The 16,506-nt window shown below is 43.1% G+C and carries 14 protein-coding genes and 1 CRISPR repeat array; of the genes, 10 read left to right on the top strand and 4 right to left on the bottom strand.

Annotation, left to right across the window (positions count from 1 at the left end):
* Positions 1–32 precede the first annotated feature (32 nt).
* Positions 33–2,256: a CRISPR direct-repeat array (repeat unit 37 nt; unit sequence CCTCAAATACCGAATCCACAGAAACTAGGATTGAAAC).
* Positions 2,257–2,459: 203 nt separating this feature from the next.
* Positions 2,460–2,924, bottom strand: a complete 465-nt coding sequence (locus tag Q0L00_RS10590) for a helix-turn-helix domain-containing protein (protein WP_297336843.1) — start codon at positions 2,922–2,924, stop codon at positions 2,460–2,462.
* Positions 2,925–2,984: 60 nt separating this feature from the next.
* Here Q0L00_RS10590 and Q0L00_RS10595 point away from each other — a divergent pair, with 60 nt between their 5' ends.
* The 3 genes from Q0L00_RS10595 to Q0L00_RS10605 are packed head-to-tail and all read left to right on the top strand — an operon-like array spanning position 2,985 to position 5,011.
* Complete coding sequence (locus Q0L00_RS10595; RefSeq protein ID WP_297336844.1) at positions 2,985–3,668, top strand: transposase family protein; 684 nt, start codon at positions 2,985–2,987, stop codon at positions 3,666–3,668.
* A gap of 21 nt (positions 3,669–3,689) precedes the next feature.
* A complete protein-coding gene (locus Q0L00_RS10600; protein ID WP_297336845.1) occupies positions 3,690–4,661 on the top strand; it encodes a transposase in 972 nt (323 codons plus the stop codon).
* A gap of 14 nt (positions 4,662–4,675) precedes the next feature.
* Positions 4,676–5,011: a hypothetical protein gene (locus Q0L00_RS10605; RefSeq protein ID WP_297336846.1), complete on the top strand. Its 336-nt coding sequence runs from the start codon at positions 4,676–4,678 to the stop codon at positions 5,009–5,011.
* Positions 5,012–5,480: 469 nt separating this feature from the next.
* Here Q0L00_RS10605 and Q0L00_RS10610 read toward each other — a convergent pair whose 3' ends face one another.
* Positions 5,481–7,793 carry a hypothetical protein gene (locus Q0L00_RS10610; RefSeq protein ID WP_297336847.1) on the bottom strand — a complete coding sequence of 771 codons (2,313 nt, stop codon included), beginning with the start codon at positions 7,791–7,793 and terminating at the stop codon, positions 5,481–5,483.
* A gap of 196 nt (positions 7,794–7,989) precedes the next feature.
* Between Q0L00_RS10610 and Q0L00_RS10615 the strand changes: the two genes are divergently transcribed.
* Entirely contained in the window at positions 7,990–8,745 is a 756-nt protein-coding gene (locus tag Q0L00_RS10615; protein WP_297336848.1) for a helix-turn-helix transcriptional regulator, read from the top strand.
* 30 nt (positions 8,746–8,775) lie between these two features.
* Positions 8,776–9,522 (top strand): helix-turn-helix transcriptional regulator, encoded by a 747-nt coding sequence (locus Q0L00_RS10620; RefSeq protein WP_297336849.1) that lies wholly within the window; start codon positions 8,776–8,778, stop codon positions 9,520–9,522.
* Positions 9,523–9,525: 3 nt separating this feature from the next.
* Here Q0L00_RS10620 and Q0L00_RS10625 read toward each other — a convergent pair whose 3' ends face one another.
* The gene (locus tag Q0L00_RS10625) at positions 9,526–10,428 is read right to left on the bottom strand and encodes a hypothetical protein (RefSeq protein WP_297336850.1); all 903 of its coding nucleotides are present in this window, start codon (positions 10,426–10,428) and stop codon (positions 9,526–9,528) included.
* Between the two features lie 111 nt (positions 10,429–10,539).
* Between Q0L00_RS10625 and Q0L00_RS10630 the strand changes: the two genes are divergently transcribed.
* The 5 genes from Q0L00_RS10630 to Q0L00_RS10650 all read left to right on the top strand — a co-directional run bounded on the left by Q0L00_RS10630 (position 10,540) and on the right by Q0L00_RS10650 (position 15,460).
* Positions 10,540–11,937: a DUF418 domain-containing protein gene (locus tag Q0L00_RS10630; protein WP_297336851.1), complete on the top strand. Its 1,398-nt coding sequence runs from the start codon at positions 10,540–10,542 to the stop codon at positions 11,935–11,937.
* Positions 11,938–12,080: 143 nt separating this feature from the next.
* Positions 12,081–12,524 carry a GNAT family N-acetyltransferase gene (locus Q0L00_RS10635; protein WP_297336852.1) on the top strand — a complete coding sequence of 148 codons (444 nt, stop codon included), beginning with the start codon at positions 12,081–12,083 and terminating at the stop codon, positions 12,522–12,524.
* Positions 12,521–13,597, top strand: a complete 1,077-nt coding sequence (locus Q0L00_RS10640) for an alpha/beta hydrolase (RefSeq protein ID WP_297336853.1) — start codon at positions 12,521–12,523, stop codon at positions 13,595–13,597. Before Q0L00_RS10635 ends, Q0L00_RS10640 begins: the two co-directional genes overlap by 4 nt.
* A 79-nt stretch (positions 13,598–13,676) precedes the next feature.
* Positions 13,677–13,859, top strand: coding sequence for a hypothetical protein (locus Q0L00_RS10645; protein ID WP_297336854.1), 183 nt, complete (start codon positions 13,677–13,679; stop codon positions 13,857–13,859).
* A gap of 134 nt (positions 13,860–13,993) precedes the next feature.
* Positions 13,994–15,460, top strand: a complete 1,467-nt coding sequence (locus tag Q0L00_RS10650) for a serine hydrolase domain-containing protein (RefSeq protein ID WP_297336855.1) — start codon at positions 13,994–13,996, stop codon at positions 15,458–15,460.
* 38 nt (positions 15,461–15,498) lie between these two features.
* On the opposite strand, the gene Q0L00_RS10655 is transcribed toward Q0L00_RS10650, so the two are convergent.
* Positions 15,499–16,506: an alpha/beta hydrolase gene (locus Q0L00_RS10655; RefSeq protein ID WP_297336856.1), complete on the bottom strand. Its 1,008-nt coding sequence runs from the start codon at positions 16,504–16,506 to the stop codon at positions 15,499–15,501.

Below are 16,506 nucleotides of genomic sequence, written 5' to 3' on the forward strand. Positions count from 1 at the left end.
AAATATGGTGCATTCTTATTTACCGAAAGTGGTGCAGTTGTAATTACCGATTACAACTAGGATTGAAACGTCTCATAGATTTGCTCCTTAACCCATGTTTCAAGGCCTCAAATACCGAATCCACAGAAACTAGGATTGAAACGAGTAGCCAATCCACCTTTCCAGTAGGTTTCCATTACCTCAAATACCGAATCCACAGAAACTAGGATTGAAACAATCATGAGCAAGCTCAAAGAAAAAAAAGAAGCTCGCCTCAAATACCGAATCCACAGAAACTAGGATTGAAACTGGTGACGATACCTACTTCTGGTCGCTGGATGAGATCCTCAAATACCGAATCCACAGAAACTAGGATTGAAACCACAAGGATACCGGAGTTCATTGGGGGGGATTAGCCTCAAATACCGAATCCACAGAAACTAGGATTGAAACCCTAGAGGATATTGACCATGCTTGGATGATTTCGTACCTCAAATACCGAATCCACAGAAACTAGGATTGAAACCGGTGCTGTTGATGGGGATTGAGTAATCAAAATCTCCTCAAATACCGAATCCACAGAAACTAGGATTGAAACATTGTCATGTACAAAGTACTAAAACCTCTTCCCGGACCTCAAATACCGAATCCACAGAAACTAGGATTGAAACATAGTTACTGCTAGAAATCCGCAGTTAATTAATCTAACCTCAAATACCGAATCCACAGAAACTAGGATTGAAACAAAAATGGGCTGCGATAAGGTAGGAAGCGGGGTTTTCCTCAAATACCGAATCCACAGAAACTAGGATTGAAACCACTCGTGGTTTTCAGGGCATAGATTTTAAGTTTGCCTCAAATACCGAATCCACAGAAACTAGGATTGAAACACTTTCTTTCCAAGCCAAACGAGCAACCGGTAATGCCCTCAAATACCGAATCCACAGAAACTAGGATTGAAACTTTAGGCTTACATTAAGATTGCTGGAAATGGGATTGCCTCAAATACCGAATCCACAGAAACTAGGATTGAAACACTTTCTTACCAAGCCAAACCAGCAACCGGTAATGCCTCAAATACCGAATCCACAGAAACTAGGATTGAAACCGTAAATAATTTAGTCGTTTGGCAGGACGGTAAAGCCTCAAATACCGAATCCACAGAAACTAGGATTGAAACGGATTACACCGATTAACCCAGCATCCTAGCAAGTCGCCTCAAATACCGAATCCACAGAAACTAGGATTGAAACGTATCGATTCAAATATCAAAAACATATCACAATATTCCTCAAATACCGAATCCACAGAAACTAGGATTGAAACTAGCTCTGTCAATAATTACCCCCCAATCAGGAGTCAAACCTCAAATACCGAATCCACAGAAACTAGGATTGAAACTCGGAGAAGGGGATACAAAGACTCAGATCTCTGTCACCTCAAATACCGAATCCACAGAAACTAGGATTGAAACTTCCATTATCCGAAAGTTGATGGATAAGATGTCTGACCTCAAATACCGAATCCACAGAAACTAGGATTGAAACCGGGGTTCGGGTCGGAGGTGCTAACTATGAGGAAGCCCTCAAATACCGAATCCACAGAAACTAGGATTGAAACCAGGCCATTGTCGAAAAGTCCTGGAACTGATAGTAACCTCAAATACCGAATCCACAGAAACTAGGATTGAAACACCTTTGGGGTGTCAATCCTGCTATTTTCGATCCTGCCTCAAATACCGAATCCACAGAAACTAGGATTGAAACGGATCAACTGACAAAACTGAAACTCCACCTCCCCTGCCTCAAATACCGAATCCACAGAAACTAGGATTGAAACAAAAGTCTTTCATCGCCCCTTTTCTAAGGTGAGGTATCCTCAAATACCGAATCCACAGAAACTAGGATTGAAACAATATTATCTGTGATTACTTTCCGGACGCCCGAAAAGCCTCAAATACCGAATCCACAGAAACTAGGATTGAAACTTGAGCTTGACCTTCCAGAAGCCTATGAGCTTGAGACCTCAAATACCGAATCCACAGAAACTAGGATTGAAACCTTCCTGTTTTGATTGGGGGAGCTGTTGGATTAATCCTCGAATACCGAATCCACAGAAACTAGGATTGAAACTTCACGACCGGAAAGGTGACGAGTACCCGGTCACCCCTCGAATACCGAATCCACAGAAACTAGGATTGAAACATGGCTTTAGCCTCCTTTTCCTCCCTTGCTTTGGCTCCTCGAATACCGAATCCACAGAAACTAGGATTGAAACATTATACTCATACCAATGGCTTGAAAGGATCTTTATTTCCTCGAATAGGTTAAAATCTTTGAATTTTTGACTACAACTACTAATTCGCTTTAAATCAACTGTAAGGATTATGGGAAATGTATCTAGTCCAATGTTTGGATATTCCGGACAATACTGGGTTCTTCGTCAATTTTGGTGAAAGAACATTAATAAAATACACATTATTATTTTGCAGTAACCCCACTTCCTTTTTTGAATACCAGTCCCATCTTTTCGATTAATTTATAGGATTGGCTGGGTTTATAATCAACCTCAAACTGTTCTTTTATCACTCTAAGAATACTGGGTCCTGACCAATTTTTGGCATTAATCCCGTAATCTTCAGGTGATTTTTCCAGAACTATGGCCCGTATTTTTTCCATCTGTTGATCCGTAAGGTAGGACTTCCTCCCTCTCCCTGACCTGTTTTCCAATCCTTCTACTCCGTTTTGCTCGAAACGATGGACCCAGTTGACCACCTGTTTGAAACTGACTCCGTACCATGAGGCAACTTCCCTGCTTGAATGCCCCCTTGCTACATGGTAGACCATATTCAGGCGTGTTGCCAACAGGAAGTCAGCGTTGTTTTTCAAGATTCCGGCTATTTCTTCCGGAGTCTTTCTGTTTATTTTTAATACAGGCTTGCCCATAATGATAGGTTTAATCGATATAAATATATAATTTAAATGTGTATTTAATAAACATAATATATGGTCATCCCTTCCTTTATTATCCCTTCAGAACTCCAGCTTTCAAAAGCAGTTCTTGTCAACCAGGACCCTAGTCTTTTGATTGCAGCGGTGTCCGTACAGAAACGGTCTGCCTGCCCGTGCTGTGGAAAACAGAGTAAATCCGTTCACGGGTTTTATGACAGATCACTTGCTGACCTGCCGGTTTCAGGCAGGGAAACCAAAGTTATCCTGCGTGTCAGGAAGTTCTTCTGTAAGAACAGGAAATGTTCCCGAAAAGTCTTTACCGAACGGTTTGTTGATCAGATCAAGCCCTACAAAAGATGTTTTTCCAGATCTGCTGATCTGGTCAGATCAGTGGGTACAGAGCTTGGGGGGAATAAAGGCGCCGCCCTCTGTAAGGTAATCGGATACCCTGTCAGTTCATCTACTGTTTTGAGGACCCTCAAAGGAATCGGTGTTACTGCCAGAGCATTGACTTCGGGAACCATTGGCGTAGATGACTGGGCCTATAAGAAAGGGAGAAATTACGGGACTATCATCGTCGACCTGATCAATAAAGAAGTCATCGATCTGCTTCCGGACCGGGAAGCTGACACGCTTGCAGATTGGCTGAAAGGCCACCCTGAGGTTCACACCGTATCCAGAGACAGGGCAAGTGCCTATGCTCTGGGTATCAGAAAAGGTGCACCTGATGCCATTTAGGTAGCCGACAGGTTTCATCTTTTGGTCAATCTTACCGATGCCTTTAAGAGATCCCTGAGAAAGCACAGTACGGTGATCAAAAAATGCTTTGAAGAAATGGGATCCGGACAGGCAGGCTTACCGGAACCCGAAGAACAGAAAGCCATAAAAGAAACGGAACTGGAGGCCGGGGAAACCCTGTCTTTATCTTCCCCTACAGAGGGGGAGGCACGGATGGTAGGGAATGTCGGTCCGGATAGACAGTTTAAGTTTCAAAAAGCCAGGGAACTTCACCAACAAGGCTACGGCATCAAAGCTATTGCCAAACAGCTCGGGGCGGGCAGGAAAACAATCAGAAAGTACCTTGCCTCTGAGTGTCTGGTCTCAAGGGAGATAAACGGGAGCAGGACCCTGACCAACTTTTCTGGTTTTGAATCTGAATTGATAAAGCTTAGCCAGACTAATACCACCTACTTAAACCTTTTCAACCACATAACAGAAAAGGGTTTCAATAGAAAGTATAGCCAGTTTTGTGAGCGGATGAATAAACTGATCAATGATGGAAAAACTGCTAAAACCAGAGAAAACAACCTGCTCCCTTTGCTCAAACCGGTTAAGACCTGGTCCCTGTCAAAACTGGCATTCATCGCCTTGGCAAAGGCCGGTACTTTGAAAGAAGAAGATCAAAAATACTTGGACATATTGCTACAAAAATCACTTGAAATCAAACACAGTACTGATTTAGCCCATTCCTTCCGCCAACTGTTTGTAGCCAAAGAAGAGGGCAGTTTAACGGAGTGGATAAAAACTGCAGGCGCCGAAGGTTCAGCGCTTAAAGGGTTTGCAAAAGGAATAAACCAAGATTATGAGGCAGTAAACCAAGCTGTTATATCCACGATTAGCAACGGGCAAGTGGAAGGGCAGGTCAATAGACTCAAAACCATCAAAAGAAACATGTATGGCAGGGTGGGATTTGACCTTTTGAGAAAAATAGTACTGGCTAATTCTGGCTGAATCCTTCACCAAAAGTGACGAAGAACCCAGTATTGTCCGGAATATCCAATGTTCGAGGGAATAAGAGGAAAAGTCGAGGGTTTGGTGTGTTCTCAATCCGGTGGCAATACCTACGTCAGGTAAAACCCAAAGAAAAACGGCATAAAATCGTACGTCCAAGAGAAAGCGGTTTTCCCAGTTTGCTCAAATTTAGTGCAGGTTCCCTCATTGGTCCACACAATGCCTCGGCACAAGGACATGAGGATGGGATTAAAATCATCTGGACAACTAATTTCTGGGCAGGCTTGGCTCGCCCTCATGACAAAGCATTAGTCGTGACTATAAATCTGGAAAAGGATGTCTATTCTTAAACTTTCGAAGGTGAATCCAGAGTAAAGAGTGAGCATTTTTTAGTACTTAATTCTCCGAAGGCTAACCACTGGCATGTTTCCTCGCCTTTAGCCAGGGAAACTGGCACAGTAAAAAGGTCATTGTTTCTGACTCGGTTTATTTGGGAAAAATTGATCGGCCGGAATAATAAGGTTCGAGTATCAGGGTAAATCCAAGATTTCTTGAATTTCAACCAGATCCTTCTTGCAAAAAGGCTGTGCAGACCCAGCCCTGAGCGTCAGTAATCTGACTAATCAAAGCGCTGAAGGCGCGTTCTTTACAAGCCCCAAATGCAATTTGGGGTCTAGAAATCAGAGATTGGGAGCCAGAGCGATGAAAGCACGATCTATTCCATTTATTCGGTTTTATAACCCTACGATAGGAGATTCGAAATTTATCCCGTTTGCTATCGAGGATCTCGAATAGCGGATTGGGAGGAAAGAAAGATCCTTAGTGACCTTCCATTCCTTTCACCCAAAGCGGTGCGCCTTCTTCCCATTTGTTATGGGTGAGTTTGACCTTTTTGCCGTCTTTTAGACGGAGGGCCACGATTTCCCCATACATCTGAGGAGAGAAAATAAAACTCTGGGAAAGCGGTTGCTCATCATTGATCCCATATTCCTCCGTGGTATAAATCAGCCACTCTCCATCCGGTGAAAAGTGGGGATGCCCCGTCTGACTTTGGGTAAACGTGAGTTGTTTTGGTTTTGACCAGTTTTCTCCTTCTCGCTCGATCAGGTAGATGTCCATGGTTTTGATTCCGCTGCCCACCTCTTTCCCATTATGATCGCCCACGAAAGCAATCTTGTTTCCATCCGGAGAAATCACCGGGAAATTCTCCCGACTCGGGCTTTTGGTCAGGTTGGTAAGTACTCCATTTTCTTTTACAAAAATGTCAAAATTCCCATCCCGGTCACTGCGGAAAACCAATCTGTCTTTTGCCGCTGAATAATCCCCAAAACCACTGTTGTTATTCATCTGAGTAAGGTTTTGCTGGCTTTTGCTTGCAAAATCGTACTCCCAAACTGCCGCCTTGCTTCCCTGATCTCCCCGGAATGGCCCCGTGGTGAAAAGCAAACCGGAACCATCAGGCAGGTATTTCAAATCGATGACTGTGCCAAAGGCAGGATGTACCCCGGACTGAGGCTGTATGGTATGAATTTGCTCAGTTTCTAATGTTTGATAATTGACGCGATAGAGTTCCGGCTTGATCTGAAAGAAATAGCCTGCAAAGAAGCCCAGGTAAATGCAGAGAAGGGATAGTACCAAAAAGGTACGGAAAAGATAAGCGGGTAAAGTCCTCTGAGAGACTGTGGAATTCTCTGCTTTTTTCCGTTTGAAATAAAATAGCAGAGCCAATCCCCCCAAAATCAAAACCAAACCAAAAGCGGCAAAGGGTAAGTAGTCAAATTTCATAAAATCTATCAGGAAGAAATAAAAGAAAACGCCCAGTACAGCCAGGAATCCTACGAATGCTCCCAAAACCGCGATCAAAAATTTCCAAAAGTGGATTTTCCTTCGATTCCGTATTCCCAGATAAATCCCCCAAATCAGTATGCCTACACTCAGCAGGATCAAGATCAAAGCGATTCCTGCCCAAAATGTAGCTCCGTCGATAAAAATTTTTGTGGGATCTGATTGATCGACGTAATCAAACACCAAGAATGGTCCATTTGGGTCGGGAGGAGCGGCAAATGCTCGGCGAATGGCCGTAAGCTTCAAGTTCAGGGAGTCTTGATTTTTGAGGATAGGAAAACCAGCTCCGATCAAGTTGCCGGCAAAGCCCCCCTTGTTACTTTCGATTTCCTGGGCTGTTTTGGCCCCGTGAGCCACCCAAAGCCCTGATTTACTTCTATGCGGATTAAATAGATCCAATTCACCCCGGTAAAGTGTGTCTATTTTCTGTGAATTCAGGTCTAGCGTGAGTTGATAGACACGATCTGCTGCTTGATTTACGGTGGTGTACGCCAGTTTGCCTTCGGAAATCAATTCTGGTGAAAGGCCCACATGGCTGGAATCGCTAAGTTGGACCACTTCGGATCCATCCGCTTTGATTTTGAAAATTGCCGGTTGATTGTTTTTTCTTCCGCTGTAAAAATAAATGTTTTTCCCATCTGCAGCCCATGTTGGACTTCCGTCCCAAGCCTCTTCTTCGGTCAGACGAACTAGGTCTCCGGTTTCTAATTCGAGCTTGTAGATGTCCCCAATCCGATCCATGGCAAACGGAAACACCCGATGGGGCCGAATCGCATGGCCTCGATCACTGGAAAAGGCCAAAAACGTTCCGTCAGGAGAAAAGCTCGGGCGAAAGTCTCCTCCGGGATGAAGGGTGAGATTCTTGGCTGATGAAATATCCTGCAGGGAATCCGGCAAAAAGTCCATCAAATAAATCTCTGCATTTCCCTCATGGGAAGCCACAAAGGCGAGTTGGGAGCCGTCGGGAGAAAATGCGGCCTGATCTTGAAAAGAATCCGATTGGATTAAAAGTTTGGGCTTGGCACTCCCATCCAGAGGCATCACATAAAGCTGGGGAATACCACTGCGCTCCGAGGTAAAGACAATCCATTGCTCATCCGGGGAAATCACGGCATCATAGTCCAATGCCGCATGATTGGTCATCGCCTGGAAGCTCTTTCCGTCATCTTTGGAAAGATAAATTTCCCAAGTTTCTGGGGAGAACGAACTGAAAAATACGCGTTCTTGAGCTTGGGAAATGAAAGCGAACCCTAAAATTAAGTTGATCAAAAGAGTGGCCTTTCGCATGGTGAAAGTAAATTTGGACTTGGTGGGAGGTTACTTATTAAATTGAAATCAAGATTATTCAAAAACTCGAAGGAGTCAATCCCTGAATTCAGGGATAAAAAATCCAGATTCTTCTTTTTTCTCTCAGGAAATATAAATTTTTTGGGTTAGATTAGATTTTATTGAGAAAATCACGAGTACTATAACTCAGCTAATTATGTGCTTTTCGTCCATTTCTGAAGCTTTAGGCGTTTTGAACGAGCCGGCGAAATCAAAAATTGATCAGTTGCAGGTGGATTTGGAACAAATCCCAGATTCTTTTTTTGCCCTGTTTTGGCTTTATACCCATGACTTTCTTTACATCAGTCCGAGCATTGAACGGGTGACCGGTCATACGTTTAGGAATTTTGAAAAGCATGGGATGGTCTTTTTCACCGGGATTATTCCTCCCCCCTTGATTGAAAATATTTACCAATCCATGTATGCTCAGGCTGAGGCAATTAAAAATCATCCGGATCATCTCTTTGCGGATGAATTTTTGCAAATCCAAGCAGCCGTGTTTGATCCTGAAAAGCAGGAAATCCCGGTCAATTACAATGCGGTTTTGCTGGATGAAAAAGTCTTTGATCCGATCTCTTATTTGGTGCTGTGCTCGTGGATCGATACCCGGGAAAAATCAGCCCAGGAAGTGCATCAGTTGGAAATGGATTTAAGAAGCAAGCTAAGGGCAATCAAGCAGGTTTATTTCCAATCCAAGCCAGAGCGCTTTGAATTTCTCAAAGTCAAAAACAAAATCTCCGATCGGGAAAAGGAAGTGGCCCAATTACTTGCACAAGGACATTCGACCAAAAGCATCAGCGAAGAGCTTCATATCAGTTTCAATACCGTGGAGTCCCATCGCAAAAACCTTTTGCACAAGCTGGAAGCGAAGAATACCGCTGAGTTAGTGTATAAGTTCAGAAGTATTGGGTAGTGTTTTTACTTGGCTTTTACCCTCCAATTTATGGTAGTCCCCTATTTACATGATGCGTTAAACATCAGGAATGATACCCTCAGGGCTGAGGTTTTAGATGCCCAGCTCAAACTTGAGGAATTGCAGGATTGCTATTTCGGCTTGTTTTGGCTCTATACCCATGACTATTTGTATATCAGTAGCTCTGTTGAGAAAATTCTTGGTCATCCGTACCGCTTGTTCCAGGAAAAAGGAGTTGCTTTTTTACAAACCATTATTCCTGAAAATCATTTTGAAAACATCTATTCTTCATTGGACAATCAGGCCAAAAAAATAGAAGAAGACCCTGAATACCTAACTTCTCATGTTGTCTTACAAGTGGATGCCGCTATTCTAAACCAAGATCAAATACAAGTTCCGGTGAGATATCAAGGCATTTTGCTTGATGCGAGGCAATCCCATCCAGTTTCTTATCTTGTTCTAGGTTCTTGGATTAAACTTGAAAGCATGAAAAGTTTTCCCTTTGATGAAAAGACCATCCTCCAGCAATTCAAACGAATCAAAACTGCCTACATCCAGGATAATCAAAAGCGATTTAGAAGCCTGGCTGCAAATCGAAAAATTTCTCAAAGGGAGTGTGAAGTAATTGAGCTTTTGGCTCAAGGGTATTCCACCAAAAGGATCAGCGAAAAGCTTCATATCAGTTTCAATACCGTGGAGTCCCATCGTAAAAATCTCCTGTGTAAACTAGAGGCAAAGAATACCGCTGAGTTGGTGTATAAGTTTAATCAGATTTGATTCCTACTCCCAACTCAAAAGTAGCTCAGTCATTTCTGTGCCCAATTGTTCCTCAAGTTGATTTTGAAGTTGCCCATCATCCATTTTCTCAATCTTCGTCAAATCCGTTTGAATCAGAAATTCCCGCAAATCAATTAGTCCTTTTTCTCCGAATTTTTCCTGCAGCCTCACCGCTTTTTTAAACAATTGAAACTGAAACCACTCGTAATTTTGCGCTCCCAATCCGGGCAGGTAGAGTTCCTCAAACTTTTCCAAAGACGTATGTTTAATGAATGGAAAATGAGCTTCCGAACCTACCTCAGCATAAGCTGCCGTGGCTTTGGCCATTTTGGGATGAGATTTTATCAAAAAGTTCCGTGCTGCATAGGTAGCGAAAAGCTCCTGAAGCCATCTTCGTTGGGGTTTACTCGCCTCATAAAAATGATACAAGTGCCCCAATTCATGCACTGCTACATTATTTCGATAAAATAAATCCATATCCAAGGGGTCACCGAAGTGACTTTGTAGCTTTTTCAATTGCTCAGCGGGTAGATTTTGGAGCTGTTGCTCGGCTTGGATGGCTACTATGGATTTTTCACTTCCCAAAAATATATTGCCCGCCCAAGCTTGAGGCATGCCTGGAGGCGGGAAATAGGCGTAATCGTTCCATTCGGAATTGGAGACAAAAAGTATCGAAACTGAAAAGTTCATCTGAAAAATCTGATCAAAATAGTCCTTCGCATTTTCCAGCAGGCCCAATGTGTGTTGATCCACTTCAGCTTTTGGAGAGTTAAAGACAGCGATGTTTTCGGCTTCCGAAACCAAGTTCAAACCCTGATGCTTGCTGCTGTCGGGCCAAGAATTTTGAGAAAAAGCCAAAAAGAAACGAAAGATCAATAGTAAGGATGGCAGAAGTGACTTGTGCATGCTTTTCAGTTTTTTCAAAATTAGGAAGCTGACAGTCCATGCACAATCCCTGAATTCAGGGATTGACTTTATACTTTATTAGGTCAAACTTGATCGGTAAAAGTTTGAGCGATGAATTTACCTAGCAATACGGAAGTCAAACACATCCATGAGGCTCCCCAACCCGCAGTTCTTACCGATAGAATAGACATTATTGATATTATCCGAGGAGTTGCACTTTTAGGGATTTTAATTCTCAATATCCCCTATTTCTCCATGCCGGAATATTTTTCCGAACCTTGGGTTCAGGATACCGGCAACGTTAATTTTTGGACGCATGCTGTCAATATCATCTTATTTGAAGGGAAGATGCGGGCACTGTTTTCTTTGGTTTTCGGAGCGGGAATCGTACTGTTTACCAGTAAAAAGGAGAAAACCGGAAAATCCGTGACTTGGCTATTTTACAAGCGGATGATCTGGTTGACGCTCTTTGGCTTGGCCCATGCCCATCTGATACTTTGGGTAGGAGATATTTTGTATTTCTATGGGTTGATCGGGATGCTGGCTTATCTTTTCAGAAAGATGAAACCCAAATACCTGGCTTTGGGAGTACCCATCGTGGCGATTATTGGATTTGTGGCCAATACCCTTTTCATGCAGGATATCCGGGGTAAATACCTTGAATTTAAAGAGGCGAACTCCTTACAAGAGCAAGGGACCGCACTTACCGATTCGCAAACCGCTGCAATCGAAACTTGGAAGGAACTTCAGCGGGAATACATCCCCAATCCCGAGGAAGTGGCCGAAAATACCGCTTTGATGAAAGGCAGCTATTCGGAAGTAGCCAGTTTTGTTCGGCCCAAAGCTTGGGACGGACAATTCAAGTTTTTGGTTTTTTCGATCTGGGATATGCTGGCCTTGATGATGCTGGGAATTGCTCTTTTTAAATGGGGTTTTCTGACCATGAAGTGGACTCAAGCGCAATACAAAAAAACCATTTGGGTCGGCTATGGAATCGGCCTGCCTTTGGTCATCTTCTCCTTTATCTACAATACCATACATTTTCCCAATGTAGAAGCTGGGCTGAAGTACATCGAGGAGCACTCCATCAATTGGGTTTCATTGATTTACGATTTTCAGCGCATCCTAATCATGATGGCGCATGTCTCGGTCGTGATTTTAGTATACCAAAAAGGCTATTTTAAATGGGTAATGAATGCACTTCGAGCGGTAGGCCAATTAGCTTTTACCAATTATGTGATGCATTCGGTGATTTGTACGCTGGTGTTTTTTGGCTATGGACTGAATCAATTTGCCGAATGGGAATATTATCAGCTCTACTTTTTGGTGTTGGGGATTTGGATTTTCCAATTGGTTATTAGTCCCATTTGGTTGAAAAAATACCTTTTTGGACCCTTGGAATGGGGGTGGCGAAGCTTGACTTATGGACGGATACAGCCGTTTAGGAGGAAGGAAATCCTAGAATCAAAGGAGGTGAAACTAGAGACGGCAGGTAATTTTAAGGTCTAAATCACTTAGTAATGGCCTTTCGGAATGGCACTAAGGATTACTATCTCATTTAAATTTGTTCGGTTTAGATGAACTTTGATTGGATTTGCAAAGAAAATTTGTTTTCTGTCTGGATACCGAACATTTATAAACTAAAAGAATTCATGGAAATCGAAAATACAAGCTCCCCAAAAAAATTCAAGGAGCTCCTTGGGATTTTTGCCGAAGTATTTGAAATGGAAGATTTCAACATTCCTTCTGATGTCTATTTGGAGCACCTGTTAAAAAAGGAAGATTTGATCGTTATCATCGCAAAACATGAGGATGGCGTGGTTGGTGGTTTGACGATTTATCGGTTGATGAACTATTATTCTGAAAAACCACTGGCTTATATCTATGATGTGGCCGTATCTCCCTCATATCAAAGACAGGGCGTAGGAAAACAGTTGATGGCTTACACCAAAAGCTTTTGCCTTGAAAATGGATTTGAAGAAGCCTATGTTCAAGCGGATATCATTGATCAGCACGCACTAGAATTTTATAGGAAATGTAATCCCAGCAGCGAAAGTGAGGTAATTCAGTTTTCATTTAATCTTATAAAGTCATGATCCGGACCTTCGTTTTGATTTTCGCGCTATTCTTTTTCTCAGAGGCTTATTCCCAAATTGAGGCTGGAGAGCGATGGGTGAATGTCAACGGAAACAGCATCCACTATCTCGACTTCGGCGGCGAAGGCTTACCCGTGGTTTTGATCCCTTCTGGAACTTGGTCGGCTGCAACCTATGCTGAATTTGGGCCCTTGTTGACTGAGAACAATCAGGTTTTTGCCCTTACCAAACCGGGCTATGGAAAATCGGAAGGAGATCAATATGATGTACCCAGCCAAGGCGATTATCTGATTGGGTTTTTGGATGCGTTGAAATTGGAAAAGGCGGTCTTTATTGGAAATTCTTCGGCTACGGCCGAAATCACCTATTTGGCAGAGCACTATCCGGATCGTGTGGCCGGGGTTGTCTTTCTTTCCGGACTATCTACGCCTTGGGTTTGGGACATCATGGACGAAAAGGACCCAAATCAAACAAATAAAATGTACGCCCGGTCGGCTTATTCCGAAGACCCCATTGATGAATTGAATGAAGGTGGGAAACAGACCAACTCTAGAAAAAACAAGGCAGAAGAAATCCTGGAAGCTCGGTCAACCTATCGCCCCAAGCATTTTATTGGGGACTATTCCATTGATGTACCGGCTTTATTTTTCACCAATAAGGATGGACGATTAGGGTATGAAAAGGATGTGGCGGCCTTATTGGTGGCAGGTTCCCCGCTGATGGATGAAGTGCGGCAGAGTTTTCCTCCTTCCCCTTTGCGAGAGGATTTGGATAGAAGAGTCACAGATTCAGTGTATCGGGCTGCCCAATTTGACCGGATGCAGGACTCAATCGCTAGAGCCTTTTTTTACAAACTCGCAGCAGATCCAGTGATGCAGCGTGAAGTACTGGATTTTCAAATCGAGACGGTTTATCCGGCCTTGATTGCCGCTCAGGATCGAATGAAAAAAGCCTTTGGGGCAAATGCACAGCTGGTGAAACTGGATACACCCATTGTGGTTGATTATGCCTATCGGGATGCACCGGATTTGATTTTGGGAGATCTAATTGAGTTTTTAAAGGAGTTGGATTAAGTAAAATCCCTGAATTCAGGGATTGACTAATCTATTGAATTTAAAAAACTTGTAGACAATCAACCAAACACTCCTTCCGATGAAAGACTGTCCCAAGTTTATTCTGGTCATTTTCTTTAGTCTTTTTGCTCTGGTCTTTTTGACCATCTCCTATGTTGTGATGGTCAAGGTTCTCGATGCTCAAAATTTTAAAATCAAGGTTTTTGAAAAAACAGCAATCCAAGCGCCTGGTAGAATTTTCTTAGCTGAATTGAGAAGGTAACCTAAGCAGGTTTCAATATGAAAAGCAGTTGTAATTTAAATCCAGCCTTTTACTGGGTCAAGCCATACCTTACCATGCTATTTGTGCATTCAGCTTGTATTTCAAGGAATACGGGTGTTATAATTCAAAACCCGATGAGAATATTTTTTTTAATCCTATTCTTTCTCATCTGGGGATCAATTCAGGGCTTTTCCCAAGACTGGTCTCCTCAATTCGAAAAATACCTAAAAGCTGGAATGGAGGAGCGTCAAATCCCAGGGATGATTACCGCTGTATTTTTGGAGGACAAATTGGTGTACAGCCAAACTCATGGTCTGAGAACTATCGAACAGCAACTCCCTGTTGATCCTCATACGGTGTTTAACTTGGGTTCAGCTACCAAGCCCTTTATCGGTATCGCCATGGCTATGCTGGTCGAAGAAGGAAAAGTTAACTGGGAAGATAAAGTAAAAGCCCATTATCCCGATTTTCAGCTTTCAGACGAGGGTGTTACCGCTGATGCGCGGATCCAAGACTTATTTCTGCACAATCTGGGCATTGCTGCCGATGATTTACTTTGGACGCTAGATAGCACCTCTACCGAGGTGATGCTTTCACGCTACTCCATGGCAGAAAAAATCCATCCGATGCGGGCGGACTTTCATTATAACAACATGCTGTATGTGATTGCCGGAGAGGTGATCAAAGCAGTATCCGGTAAACATTGGACGGAGTTTGTCGAGGAAAATATTTTTCTTCCATTGGAAATGAATCACAGCTTTAGCCGCGCAGGAGAAGTGCCCGCCTATGGCAACTACGCTACGCCATATTTAGTCCAAACGGATAATTGGATTCCGCATCCCCTGAATCTTGCCGACCAAATGGGGGCGGCCGGAAATATCTGGTCATGCTTGGAAGACATGGAGCATTTCCTGGAGTTTTTGGTCAATCAGGGAAAATATAAAGACAGGGAGTTGCTCAGTCGGGATTCCTTTCAGTTTTTGATTCGCTCGCATACTTTGGAAAGCAGTCCGGAAATGGATCCGCTTTATGAAGGATTACAATCCAATTTTAGGACTTATGGAATCGGTTGGTTTCTGCATGATTATCGCGGTGAAAAGGTAGCCTATCACCCAGGAAGTATCGAGGGCTTAAACGCGCAAATTGGCTTTGTCCCCTCTAAAAAATTGGCCTTTTTCACGATGTGCAACCGGGATTGGGCCGAACTTTGGCGGAGCACTTTCTATAAAGCCATCGATCTTTGGGCTTATCAGGATGACAGTAGAGATCATTCAACTTTGGCCATCAATCCTACCGAGTCATTTTTTCAGGAATGGGAAACTAAGAAAGCCGAGGACAAAAATTCCGATGCCTTGCCAACGATCACAACAGAGGCACTTATCGGAATCTATATCCATCCCATGTATGGAAAGGCGGAGGTGAATTGGCTTGAGGACGGACTTAGAGTGCATTTTAATGAGTACCTTAGTTTCGAATTAGCGCATTGGTTTGGCAATACCTATTTGGGAAAAACACAAAATAAGTTTTTGGGATGGGATGACTATTTTGAGTTTGAAAATGGTAGTTTATTGGTTTTTGGAGAACGATTTGTCAAGCAATAAAGCTTAGTTTCACATCTAAGGTAGTATTCGAGGAAGAATTATTTTTCTCCTAAAACTTTCTCCTTAAAATCCAAAATATGCTTTGCCTGCCATAACATGTAGTCAGCAAAGGCTTCATCACTTTCCAGTTTCTGAGGAAATTCTTGTTCCAGTCGCGTAATCAATTGATCCCCAAAAGCCCGTTTCATCCCCGCTTCAATTTCCGCTGACAGATTACATGCCTTTAATTTTTCATAAAGTTGCTTGTAGCGTATGGAATCGTTGAGTAAGTCTTTCAGGTACTGTTGTTCCTCCTGTCGAGTTCCTTTCCATTCTTCTTCGCTCATGTTTTTGAGTTCCCCTGTTTCCATCCAATGGAGATTGAAATTTGTTTGTTCAAACTCTGGATTAATGAAGCGAAGGGCAGGGAGGTCAATCCGCAAGTCTTCGTCTGTCAGAAAATCAGGACGGTACATCGCCCGCGAACCCATGATTCGCTTCAGTTTTTCCCTTTCAAAATCAGGGGTGAACACCGAAATATTTTCGAAGTACTCGATAACTTCCAAATCCGAACAATGTACTAGGACTATGGGATTATTGTAATAGACCAATCCCAACACCCGCTCGGGATGATGCTCCGCGATCCAAGTCAACTCCTGACTTCCAGGAAAACGTCCATAGAAAAAGGCCTTTTCCACACCCAGCGCATCCATAAAAAGCACTAAATCTTTTCCCAGCGTAGCCACATCCATCCCCCATTTGGTATCAGAGCTTTTGCCATAGCCCCTACGCATGGGTGCCACCACATGAAAACCTTTTGTCAATTCCTCCAAAAAGGCAAAGCCTGGAGAATCAGGTTTGTGATAGGGGCCTTCGTAGTAGTTGTGAAAGTCCTGTACTTCGATAAATAAAGGTCCACTGCCGCCGTGGTCGTAATACTCTAGTTGGATCTCGCCGATGTCTATCATTTTGGATTGGTAAGAAGGCGAGGTCTCCTGAGCTTGGAGTGAAAAGCTCAAAAGGGTAAGAATTAAAACTAGAGGGATTGGATGTTTCAGTTTTAGCAT

The sequence above is a fragment of the Algoriphagus sp. genome (assembly GCF_024305035.1).
Classification (GTDB): domain Bacteria; phylum Bacteroidota; class Bacteroidia; order Cytophagales; family Cyclobacteriaceae; genus Algoriphagus.

What these genes read in the sequence shown, in the direction of transcription:
- Q0L00_RS10615 (WP_297336848.1), top strand. Translation starts at nt 7,990, where the DNA reads ATGTGCTTTTCGTCCATTTCTGAAGCTTTAGGCGTTTTGAACGAGCCG.
- Q0L00_RS10645 (WP_297336854.1), top strand. Translation starts at nt 13,677, where the DNA reads ATGAAAGACTGTCCCAAGTTTATTCTGGTCATTTTCTTTAGTCTTTTT.
- Q0L00_RS10650 (WP_297336855.1), top strand. Translation starts at nt 13,994, where the DNA reads ATGAGAATATTTTTTTTAATCCTATTCTTTCTCATCTGGGGATCAATT.
- Q0L00_RS10620 (WP_297336849.1), top strand. Translation starts at nt 8,776, where the DNA reads ATGGTAGTCCCCTATTTACATGATGCGTTAAACATCAGGAATGATACC.
- Q0L00_RS10640 (WP_297336853.1), top strand. Translation starts at nt 12,521, where the DNA reads ATGATCCGGACCTTCGTTTTGATTTTCGCGCTATTCTTTTTCTCAGAG.
- Q0L00_RS10595 (WP_297336844.1), top strand. Translation starts at nt 2,985, where the DNA reads ATGGTCATCCCTTCCTTTATTATCCCTTCAGAACTCCAGCTTTCAAAA.
- Q0L00_RS10630 (WP_297336851.1), top strand. Translation starts at nt 10,540, where the DNA reads ATGAATTTACCTAGCAATACGGAAGTCAAACACATCCATGAGGCTCCC.
- Q0L00_RS10590 (WP_297336843.1), bottom strand. Translation starts at nt 2,924, where the DNA reads ATGGGCAAGCCTGTATTAAAAATAAACAGAAAGACTCCGGAAGAAATA.
- Q0L00_RS10635 (WP_297336852.1), top strand. Translation starts at nt 12,081, where the DNA reads ATGGAAATCGAAAATACAAGCTCCCCAAAAAAATTCAAGGAGCTCCTT.
- Q0L00_RS10625 (WP_297336850.1), bottom strand. Translation starts at nt 10,428, where the DNA reads ATGCACAAGTCACTTCTGCCATCCTTACTATTGATCTTTCGTTTCTTT.
- Q0L00_RS10610 (WP_297336847.1), bottom strand. Translation starts at nt 7,793, where the DNA reads ATGCGAAAGGCCACTCTTTTGATCAACTTAATTTTAGGGTTCGCTTTC.
- Q0L00_RS10655 (WP_297336856.1), bottom strand. Translation starts at nt 16,506, where the DNA reads ATGCTAAAACTGAAACATCCAATCCCTCTAGTTTTAATTCTTACCCTT.